Below are 10,234 nucleotides of genomic sequence, written 5' to 3'. Positions count from 1 at the left end.
GGCTTCTTCTTGCGATGTCACCCCACCTCTATGCGGCTCGTAGGACTGCTTATTCCGCGCAGACCTCCAGTCGGACAAGTTCTGGGCGGTCAAGCCCACCGGGTGCCCTGCTCCCTCCGAGCCGCGAAAACCTGTCGGACAGTCGGACAAGTTCTGGGCGGTCAAGCCCACCGGGTGCCCTGCTTCCTCCGAGCCGCGAAAGCCTGTCCGACAGTCGGACAGGTTTGGTGCAGTCGTGTCCGCGGGGCGCCGCTCCATTCAAGCCGCAGAAACTCGGACAGGTTCTGGGCGGTCAAGTCCGCGGGGTGCCCTGCTTCCTCCGAGCCGCGAATGCCTGTCCGACTGTCGGACAGGTTTGGCGCGGTCGTGTCCGCCGGGGCGCCGCTCCATTCAAGCCTCGGAGACCTGTCGGACAATGGGACCGGTTCAGACGGTCATGCGTGGAGACCCGAGCACGGCCTCCTTGCCGCACCCCACCGGTGGGGTCAGTCCGGCGGCAGCTTCGCGAGGGCTCGACGCAGGTCTTCGCGCAAGCTGCTCGCGTCCTTCCACCGGGGGCGCGCGGTGTGCACGGCCTCGATGAGGGACAGCGCCTGCTGGAGGCGGGCGCGTGCGTCCGGGCCGGAGGCCGTCGCGCTCCAGTCGCGAAGAAACGCGCTGTAGGCCAGACGTGGCTCCAGGTTCTCGGGCTCCAACTCCAGCGCCTTCTGAAAGTCGCTCGCCGCGGCCTGGAAGGATGCGTCCGGCTTCTGGCCCCTGCGGACCTCCTCGCGAGCCTGGATCGCCCGCACTTCGCCCCGCCAGCGCCATGCCTGCGCGAGAGACGGGTTGAGCTTCAGCGCGCGCTCCAGTGCTTCCGTGGCCTGGACGAGCGCCGGCCGTGGGTCCCTCCCGTGTTTCAGCGCGTACGCGGCCACGGTGTGGTGCACCTGGCCCAGGTTGGCCCACGGCTCCGCGAGTCCCGGCAGCAATGTGGTGGCCTGCTGGAACTCGGCCTGGGCCTCCTTCGCGCTCGCGGTGGGGTCCTGGTCGCGTGACAGGCTCCAGGTCGCGCGCCACATGCGCACCTCGCCCAGGTTGTTGTGCGCGAAGCCCACCTTGGGCGCGATGGCGATGGCCTGGAGGAAGGCCTGCTCCGCCTGGTCCAGCAGGGGCTCTGGCGCGGCTCCCCGGTCCCACGCCTCGCGGGCCTGGTCGAGCAGGATGGTCCCCACCCCGTTCTGGAGCGGCGGCAGCTTCGCGTTGATGGCGACGCCCCGGCGGTAGGCCTCCAGCGCACGCGCGAGCCCGGGCCCGGCGTCACCGCCGTGGTCTCGCAGGCGCAAGGCGAGCGCGCGGTGCACCTCCGCCAGGTAGAACCAGGCGACGACGTGCCCCGGGTCCAGCCTGCTCGCGCGCTCCAGCGCGGCCCGGGCCTCTTCCAGGTCCGCGTCCTTCGACGGTGCACGCGGATGGTTGGCGCGGTTCACATACGCCGTGCCCAGGTTGATCCACGCATCCGGCCGCTTCGCGTCCAGCGCCAGCGCCTGCCGATAGGCCGTGATGGCCCGCTGCCGGAATGGCAGTGAATCCCCGCCGCGCCCGTCCTCCGAGTCCGCCCACACCTTGAAGACGAGTCCCAGGTCCAGGTGGAAGTCGTAGTCGCGCGCGGACTCGGGAATGGATTCGAAGGCGGCGACGGCGGCCCGCAGTTGCTCGCGCGGATCCTCGTTCCGGTCCTGACGGTAGCGGGCCCACTGCCACCAACCCATGGCCAGCGCGTGGCGCGCCTCCACCTTCCCGGGAGCGAGCCTCAGCGCCTCCTTCGCCGCGTCGAGCGTGCGCGTCAGGAGCGGCACCACGTCGCCTCCACTGCTGAGGCTCGCCTGGGCCAGCCGCCGGTGCAGCCAGGCCTCCAGCACCCAGGTGTCCGCTTCATCGGGGGCCGCCGTGCGCGCCCGTGACACGGCCTCCATGCCGCGCGTGTACGCGGGCAGCACGTCCCCCTTGCCGGACAACTCCAGGAGCAGTGCCTCCCGCTCCAACTCCGCCCGCGCGCGGTGCACGGCGGACACGCTGCGGCCGATGTCCGCCGCCGCGCCGTAGGCCCGCCGTCCGGCCTCCAGGTCCTCCCGGGCCGCGTCCCGCTCACTCGCCAGGGCATGGCGCACGGCGCGAGCGAGCAGCACGTCGCCCCGGAGCAGCGGCGCCTCGTGGAACCACGGCAGCCGCGTGCCCAGCGCGTCCAGCGACTTCAGCGCGTCCTCGAAGCGCTCCTGATGGAAGGCGCGGAGGGCCTCCGCGTATTCCGGGGCGGGCACCTCCGCGCCCCGGCCCTGCTCCAGGAAGGCCAGCGCCGGGTCCCGGGAGCGCGTCCAGGCCTCGCGCCGCTTCGCCTCGCGGCGGTCCGCGTCCGGGATGCGGTCCGCCTCCAGCCGCTCGCGCTGGTAGCGGTGGCCCAGCACCAGCGCGAGCGCATACGCCACGCGGGGCTCGCGGAAGCCCTTCCCCCAGGCGGCCTCCAGGTGCGTGAGCGCGGCCTCCTCGTCCCCCAGCGCGAGGAACCCGCGCCCCAGCGCGTAGTGGCCCGGGCCTTCCGCGACGGGACCGGCGTCCCGCATGGAGGCCTCGATGTCCCGCATGCGGGCGCGCATCGCCTCTCGGTCCGGCCGCGTGTCGTGCAGGGGCGCCTGGCCGGAGTAGCGGGCCTGGGCCTCGATGCGCTCGACGCCTTCCGTGAAGCGCCGGGCCAGCGACTCGCGGCGCGACACCTCCCGTTGGGCCATCACGCCCTGGCCCACGGCGCCCGCCACTGCGAGCCCGGTGATGCTCGCGACGACGACGGCGACCCGGTGACGCGCCACCCACTTGCGCACCCGGTACGCGGGGCCCGTGCGCGCGAGCACCCGGTCCCCTTCGAGGAACCGCGTGAGGTCGTCCGCCAGCGCTCGCGCGGAGCCGTACCGCCGGGAGCGGTCCTTCTCCAGGCACTGGAGGACGATGGCCTCCAGGTCCGCCGGAATGCCGGCGTCCAGCTCCCGCGGCCGGCGAGGCTCCTGGGTGGCGATGCGCCCGAGCACCTCCAATCCATTGGCACCCGTGACAGGCGGTTGGCCGGTGAGCAGGTGGTACAGCGTGGCGCCCAGGCTGTAGACGTCCGCGCGCCGGTCCAGCCGGGTGACCTCGCCCCGGGCCTGCTCGGGGGCCATGTACTGGGGCGTGCCCAGCACGGTGCCGGTGGCGGTGGCGGCCTCGTCGCTGGTCCAATCGCGCGCCAGACCGAAGTCCATCACGTAGGGGCGCTGGGCGCCGTCCTCGCCGCGCTCCACGAGGATGTTGGACGGCTTGAGGTCTCGGTGCACGAGCCCGGCCAGATGGGCCGCGTGGACGCCCAGCGTGGCGTCGCGAAGCACGAGCGCCTTCTGCTCCACGGACAGCGTGCCGGCGAGCGTGTGCAGCGGCGCCCCCGCGATGTACTGCATGGCGATGTACGCGCGGCCCTGGACCTCACCGACCTCGTACACGCGGCAGACGCGTTCGTGGTCCACGCGGGCCTGGGCGCGGGCCTCGGAGATGAAGCGGCGGGACAGCTCCGGGTCCTCGTCGCGCACGAACTTCAGCGCCACGTCGCGGTGCAGCCGCAGGTCCCGCGCGAGGAACACGCGCCCCATGCCGCCCTGACCCAGGAACCTCACGGGCCGGTAGAGCGTCCAGTGCGGCACCGGGAACGCGGGGCCGTCCGTCACGGCGGCGGGGGCGGCCCCAGGAGGCAGTGTGTCGTCCGCGGTGCCCGGCGTCTCCACGTCCAGGCTCCGGCGCAGCGATACGAGCGATTCCTCGGTGAGCCGCCCGCGCTCCACGAGGAGCCGCAGCGGGGAGACGCCACGCCGGAGCGCCTCCTCGCGCAGGGGCTCCATGTCCTCGCGGGAGAGCAGGCCCTCGGCCAGGGCCATGCGCAGCTCCGCTTCGTTCGCCTCAAGCACGCCAGCACGCTCCCATGCACCCCGGAGCGTACCGGAGCCCCCAGCCCCCACGCACGGCGGCGCGGCGCGGCTTGCGGTGCCCGGCCGCCCGTTCCCAAGATGCGCGGCATGAGCTCCATGTGGGTCCTGGAAACGCCGCAGCCGCCGCCGGACGCGCGCATCGCCTATGGCGAAGCCCCGCAGCAGTTCACCGAGCTGCGCAAGCCCAAGGGCAAGGGCCCGCACCCCGTGGTCCTCTTCGTCCACGGCGGCTTCTGGCGCGCCGAGTACGGCCTGGAGCACGCGGGCCACCTGTGCGCGGACCTGACGAAGCGCGGCTTCGCGACGTGGAGCGTGGAGTACCGGCGCGTGGGCCAGGACGGCGGCGGCTTCCCCGGCACCCTGGAGGACGTGGCCTCCGCGGCGGACCACCTGATGAGCGCGGCGCCGTCGCTGGGGCTGGACCTCTCCCACGTGGTGGCCATGGGCCACTCCGCGGGCGGGCACCTGGCCATGTGGCTGGCCGCGCGGCACCGGCTCCCGCCGAAGCATCCGCTCTACCGTGACGCCCCGCTGAAGCTGAAGGGCGTGGTGTCCCTGGCCGGCGTGCTGGACCTGTCGCGGGGCGCGGCGCTGGACCTGGGCAAGGGCATCGTGAAGACCTTCATGGGCGGCACCCCGGAGCAGGTCCCGGAGCGCTACGCCGTGGCGTCCCCCGCCGCGCTCCAGCCCCTGAAGCTGCCGCAGGTCCTCCTCCATGGCACCGAGGACGACACCGTCCCGCTGGAGGTCAGCGAGGGCTTCCACGCCCGGGGCGTCCAGCGGAAGGACCCGGTGCACCTGGTGTCGCTGAAGGGCGCGGGCCACTTCGAGCTCATCGACCCGCGCTCCAAGGAGTGGCCGCGCGTGGTCCAGGCCGTGAAGAACCTGCGCTGAGCCGCGGCCAGAGGCTACTTCTTCTGGGGCGCCGCTTCGGTGGGCGGCGCCTTGGACAGCGAGGGCGGGAACGCGTTGAAGCGGCGCCACAGCTCGTAGCCGAGCGGCACCTGCTCGAGCAGGACCCACCCGTGGGCCCGCACGCCCTGGCGCAGCAGGTCGCTCGTCGGCCACGCGTCGCCCGGCCGCGGCGTGACGAGGATGCGGAAGCGGCCCGGCTGGCCTCCCCCGGCCGCGTCGATGACGGACACCTCGCCTCCGAAGGTGCCCACGGCCACGGACGGCCAGCCGCTGGCCTGGAGCGCGGGCCAGCCCTCGAACTGCAGGCGCACCTGCCGCTGGCGCATCACCAGCGGCAGGTCGTTGCCATCCATCCACAGCTCCACCGCGCGCGAGCGCGTCTCCGGCACGAGCACCGCCAGCGTCTCTCCCGTCTTCACGTACACGGAGCTGTTGCCCGCGCTCCTGCGCAGGATGACGCCCGCGCGCGGCGCCGTCACCAACTGCCGCCCCTGGCGTGCCAGCCGCGTGTCCACCTTCGCCAGCTCCGCCCGGGCGCTGGTGAGCTCCTTCATCACGTCCGCCTCCTTGAGCTGCGCTTCCTCGTACTGCTTGCGCGAGCTGAGGCCCTGGTTGAAGAGCTGCCACTGGCGCCGCACGTTGCGCAGCGCCGTGTCGAGCGCGCGCTCGGCCGCCTTGAGACGCGCGTGCGCCGCGTCCTGCTCGGAGCGCAGGCGCTGGAGCAGCTCCGGGTCGTTGTCCACGATGCGCGCGATGGGCGCTCCCTCGGCCACGTACGAGCCCTCCTGGACGAACCACTCCTCCAGCCACCCCTCCAGCGGGGCGTCCACGCGCTGCTGGCGCTCGTCCGGCGAGTACGCCACCACCTGGCCCTCTCCGAAGGCCGACTGCTGCCAGGGGACGAAGGCCAGGCCGAGCGCGAGCGCGACGCCCGCTCCCGCCATCCACCCGGCGAGCCTGCGGGCGGAGGCCACCGGACGGACGCGCGCGAAGGACCCGACGCGGCCGTCCTCGAAGGACACGCGATAGCGCATGCTCATGACCGCTTCTCCTCCGTCAGCATGTGGTCCTGCATTCGCAGCGTCCGGTCACAGCGCGCCGCGAGCTCCGGCAGGTGCGTGGTGAGCAGCAGCGTCCACGGCGAGCCGGGGGCCAGGAGCCGGTCCACCACCCGCGCGCGCACGTCCGCGTCCAGGCTGTCCAGGGCCTCGTCGAGCACGAGCAGCCGCGGGCGCCCCACCAGCGCGCGCGCGAGCATCAGCCGCTGGGCCTGCCCCGGCGACAACTGCGTATGTCCGCCCGTCAGGCGCGTGCGCAGCCCGTCCGGCAGCCGCACCAGCTCATCCAGGAGGCCCACCGCGTCCAGGGCCTGCCGCACGTCCTGGAGCGACACCTCCGCGCGGCCCACCGCCACGTTCTCCTGCACCGTCCCGTCGAAGAGGTGGATGCCGCGCACCAGCGCCACCTGTGCCCGCAGCGAGTCGGTGGACACCTCGCGCAGGTCCATGCCGTCCAGCTCCACGAAGCCATGGGACGGCTCCCGCAGGCCCACGGACACGTCCATCAGCAGGCGCTTGCCGGAGCTGTACGGGCCGACGATGGCCACGCGGCTGCCGGGCTCCACCGTCAGGTCCACGCCGCGCAGCGCCGCGGTGGACAGCGGGGTGGGGGGCAGGCTCACGTCCCGCAGGCGCAGGGCCGCGGCGCGTCCGTCCCGGCGGTCCAGGGGCTCGCCGTCCTCGGACTGGAGGGGCAGGTCGAAGAGCTGGCCCACCTTGTCCACCGCGGCCAGCAGGTCATAGAGGGTCTCCAGGTACTTGCCGAACTTGGCGAAGCTGGCGGCCACCGGCGCGACGATGAGCTCCGCGGCCACGAGCTGGCCCAGGCTCAGTTGCTGGCGGGTGACGAGCCAGCCACCCACGCCCAGGAGCAGCCCGCTCGCCAGCGCCTGGACCGCGAGCGTCCCCACCACCTGCCGCAGCAGGATGCGGAAGTGTCCGTTGCGTGCCTCCAGGTAGGCCTGGGTCGCCTCGTCCGCGCGCCGCAGGGCCAGCGCCCCGCCCTCCGGGCCCCAGAAGGCGAGCGGCACCCGCGCCAGCTCCGTCAGCCAGCCCACGACCTCGTACTTGCGGTAGGACTCCTGGACGCTGCTGCGCACCGCGCCCCGCCCCAGCCCGAAGAGCACCAGCGCCATGCTCCCCAGCAGCAGCAGGTCGAAGCCGAGCAGCAGCGGGCTGTAGAAGGCGAGCAACACCAGCCCCACGAGCGCCTGGAGCGCGAGCGCCAGCCCGTCCAGCAGGATGAGGCCCGTCGCCTTCTGGATGGTCATCACGTCCATGAAGCGGTTCACCAGCTCCGACACGCGGAAGGTGTCATGCGCCTGCTGCCGCACGCGCGGCAGCCGCCAGGCGAGGTCCACCGCCATGCGCGCGAAGAGCCGCTGCTGGAGCCGCTCCGCCACCAGGACCTGCATCACCCGCAGGCCTCCGGCCAGGACGAGCAGGCCGCAGACGACGAGCCCCAGCACCGCCAGGGGCTGGAGCACGGTGCCGAAGGCGGCGGTGTTCACCACCGCCTGCGCGGTGATGGGCACCACGAGCGAGAGCAGCCCCACTCCCGCGCCGTAGACGATGAGGACCCAGAGGTCGCCGCGCTCCGGGGTGAGCACGGCCTTCAGCCGCTCCCAGGGCGTCATGTGGGGAGGATGCGTTCGTGTGTCCATGGGCTCAGTTCCCCGCCGGGGTGGCCGTGGCGACCGGCAGCGCCAGCGCGGCGCGCAGCGTCGCCGCGACCTTGAAGTACTCCGCGAGCGCGTCCACCTCGCGCACCTGGGCCTCGGCCGCCGTCTGCTCGCGCAGGTTCACGATGAGCAGGCTGCTGTCGCCCTGGAGCAGGCGCGTGCGCTCGCCCACCGCCAGCTCCCGCGCGGCGGCCGACTCCCGCCGGGCGAGCAGGACCCGCGAGCGGGCCGCGTCCAGGGCCGCGCGCGCGTCCCCCACCTCCACGGCGGCGCGCTCGCGCTGCAGCCGCACCTGGGCCTCCAGGCGGGACACGGCCGCGCGCGCGCTGCCGTCGCGGCCCTGCGCCACGCGGTTGAGGACGGGCACGTCCAGCACCACGCCCACCTCCAGCTCCGTCTTGCGCAGCCGGGCCGGGCCCGAGCCCAGGTCCTGCGCGGCCGCGACCGTCACGTCGATGAGGGGCGCCTGCTGGTTGGCCGCGAAGCGCGCCTCCACCCGCTGCTGGGCGGCCTGGGCCTCCAGCCGCGTCACGTCCGGGCGCCGCGCCAGCACGTCGTCGAGCGGCTCGGGGGCCGGGGGCGGTGCGTCCATCGAGGGGAAGCCCTCCGGCAGCCGCTCCGGGCGCAGGGGCACGGGCTGGCCGTCCGCGCCGCGCAGGTACAGCCCCAGCTCCAGCGCCGCCTGCGTCAACAGCCGCTCCGCCGCCACCACCTGCGACTCGCGCTGCGCGAGCGCGCGCTGGTTGTCCGTCAGCTCGAAGGCCGCCAGGTCCCCCTTGCGCACGCGCTGCGCCAACTGCGCGTCGCGGACGCGCGCGAACTCCAGCAGCTCCACGGCGATGGCCCGGCGGCGCCCGGCCGCGACCCAGTCCCAGTAGCGGTGGGCCGCCTGCCTCGAGGACTCGAGCACGGCCTGCCGCACGGACAGCTCCGCCGCGCCGCGCCCCAGCCGCGCCCGCTCCAGCGTGGCGCGGCGGCGGTCCACCGGGCCGTTGCGCCACAGCGGCACCGTCACCCCGGCGCGCAGCTCGCCCGCGCTCAGCGTCTCCAGGTTGCCGTAGTACGGCGGAATCTCCCCGTCGCCCCGGCGCCAGCCGCCGAAGACGGTGGCCCCGTGGTAGGGCGTGGGCTGCTGCACCATCGCCTCCAGCCGTGAGTACGTGTACGGCCCCAGGGGGAAGGCCGCGGCGCGCGCCTTCAGCTCCGGGTCGAAGCCTCCCTGCGCGGCGAGCAGCTCCATGCGCGCGGACTCCGCGTCCTGCCGGGCCGCCTCGATGAGGGGGAAGTGGGTCGCCGTGGAGTCGAGCACCTCCTCCAGCGTCAGGGGACGCGCGGAGGACGCTTCCTGCGCGCGTGCCCGGGGGCTCCACGACGCCAGCACCAGTCCACACAGCGCGGCCGCGCACGAGGCGCGCCAGGGGCTCATGGCGCGGGGCCAACCGAGCCCGTCACACCCCGGGACCCGTGAGGTCTGCCTGACGGCGGCGTGCATGGAGTTCCTCCTTGAGCGCGGACGAGCGGGGCGGAGGGCGCCCTCCCTCGCGCGGTCCCAGAAGCTAGAGAAGCGCTGACGTATCGGCAAATAGGTAATTGGAGAGTCTTCGCATCGGGGAAATCGATACGATGGGGCAATGGACTGGTTCAATTACCACCACCTGCTGTACTTCTGGATGGTCGCGCGCGAGGGCGGCGTCGTGGCCGCGGCGCGCAAGCTGCGGCTCAGCCAGCCCACGGTGACGGGGCAGGTGCGGGCGCTGGAGCAGTCCCTGGGGGAGAAGCTGTTCGAGCGCGCCGGCCGCAAGCTCGTGCTCACGGAGGTGGGCCGCTACGTCTACCGCTACGCGGATGAAATCTTCGCGCTGGGCCACGAGCTGCAGAAAGGGCTGAAGGGGCTGCCCACGGCGCGTCCGCGCAAGCTGCTGGTGGGCGTGGCGGAGGAGATGCCGAAGCTCATCGCGCACCGCCTGCTGGAGCCCGCGATGCGCATGTCCGACGACGTGCAGCTCATCTGCACCGAGGACCGGACGGAGAAGCTGCTGAGTGACCTGTCCCAGCACGCGCTGGACCTGGTGCTGTCGGGCTCGCCCGTGCCGCCCGCGTCCGGCATCCGCGCCTACAACCACCTGCTGGGCGAGTGCGGCACGACGCTGTTCGCGACCGCCAGGCTCGCGTCGTCGTTGCGCCGCGGCTTCCCGAAGTCGCTGGACGGGGCCCCCTTCCTGCTGCTGGCGGAGGTCGCGCCGTCGCGCCGCTCGCTCATGCAGTGGCTGGAGGCCCAGGGGGTGCGCCCCCGCGTGCGGGGCGAGTTCCAGGACAGCGCGCTGATGAAGGCCTTCGGCCAGGCAGGGGAGGGCGTGTTCCCGGGCCCCTCCGTCATCGAGGCGGAGATCCGCGCCCAATACGACGTGGAGGTGGTGGGGCGCGTGGACGCGGTGCGCGAGCACTTCTACGCGCTGACCGTCGAGCGGCGGCTGCGGCACCCCGCGGCGGTGGCCATCTCCGACGCCGCGCGCACGCAGTTGTTCCGGCAGCCGTGACACGGCGGCCGGGCCCCAGGGGCCAGGCCAGGGGCGGCCCCGGCAGTCAGGCAGCCGGG

General features: G+C 73.7%; 6 protein-coding genes. 2 read left to right on the top strand and 4 right to left on the bottom strand.

Annotated elements, in window-relative coordinates; genetic code table 11:
- Positions 1-485 precede the first annotated feature (485 nt).
- Positions 486-3,962, bottom strand: coding sequence for a protein kinase (locus tag K8556_RS32720; RefSeq protein WP_223744038.1), 3,477 nt, complete (start codon positions 3,960-3,962; stop codon positions 486-488).
- A 108-nt stretch (positions 3,963-4,070) separates the two neighbouring features.
- On the opposite strand from K8556_RS32720, the gene K8556_RS32715 reads away from it, so the two are divergent.
- Positions 4,071-4,877, top strand: a complete 807-nt coding sequence (locus K8556_RS32715) for a S9 family peptidase (RefSeq protein WP_223744037.1) — start codon at positions 4,071-4,073, stop codon at positions 4,875-4,877.
- Between the two features lie 14 nt (positions 4,878-4,891).
- Here K8556_RS32715 and K8556_RS32710 read toward each other — a convergent pair whose 3' ends face one another.
- Genes K8556_RS32710 through K8556_RS32700 form a run of 3 tightly spaced genes read right to left on the bottom strand, consistent with a single transcriptional unit; the run spans position 4,892 to position 9,064 of the window.
- Complete coding sequence (locus K8556_RS32710; RefSeq protein WP_223744036.1) at positions 4,892-5,938, bottom strand: efflux RND transporter periplasmic adaptor subunit; 1,047 nt, start codon at positions 5,936-5,938, stop codon at positions 4,892-4,894.
- Complete coding sequence (locus tag K8556_RS32705) at positions 5,935-7,620, bottom strand: peptidase domain-containing ABC transporter (RefSeq protein ID WP_223744035.1); 1,686 nt, start codon at positions 7,618-7,620, stop codon at positions 5,935-5,937. The genes K8556_RS32710 and K8556_RS32705 overlap by 4 nt, the downstream gene beginning before the upstream one ends.
- A gap of 4 nt (positions 7,621-7,624) precedes the next feature.
- The gene (locus tag K8556_RS32700; RefSeq protein WP_223744034.1) at positions 7,625-9,064 is read right to left on the bottom strand and encodes a TolC family protein; all 1,440 of its coding nucleotides are present in this window, start codon (positions 9,062-9,064) and stop codon (positions 7,625-7,627) included.
- Positions 9,065-9,269: 205 nt separating this feature from the next.
- Between K8556_RS32700 and nhaR the strand changes: the two genes are divergently transcribed.
- The gene (nhaR, locus tag K8556_RS32695; protein WP_223744033.1) at positions 9,270-10,175 is read left to right on the top strand and encodes a transcriptional activator NhaR; all 906 of its coding nucleotides are present in this window, start codon (positions 9,270-9,272) and stop codon (positions 10,173-10,175) included.
- Positions 10,176-10,234: the final 59 nt, after the last annotated feature.

Source organism: Corallococcus sp. AS-1-12, from assembly GCF_020036995.1.
GTDB lineage: Bacteria > Myxococcota > Myxococcia > Myxococcales > Myxococcaceae > Corallococcus.
Note: the sequence above shows the minus strand (reverse complement) of the source record. Positions and strands in the feature narration are given on the sequence as shown.

What these genes read in the sequence shown, in the direction of transcription:
- K8556_RS32710 (WP_223744036.1), bottom strand. Translation starts at nt 5,938, where the DNA reads ATGAGCATGCGCTATCGCGTGTCCTTCGAGGACGGCCGCGTCGGGTCC.
- K8556_RS32700 (WP_223744034.1), bottom strand. Translation starts at nt 9,064, where the DNA reads ATGAGCCCCTGGCGCGCCTCGTGCGCGGCCGCGCTGTGTGGACTGGTG.
- nhaR (WP_223744033.1), top strand. Translation starts at nt 9,270, where the DNA reads ATGGACTGGTTCAATTACCACCACCTGCTGTACTTCTGGATGGTCGCG.
- K8556_RS32715 (WP_223744037.1), top strand. Translation starts at nt 4,071, where the DNA reads ATGAGCTCCATGTGGGTCCTGGAAACGCCGCAGCCGCCGCCGGACGCG.
- K8556_RS32705 (WP_223744035.1), bottom strand. Translation starts at nt 7,620, where the DNA reads ATGGACACACGAACGCATCCTCCCCACATGACGCCCTGGGAGCGGCTG.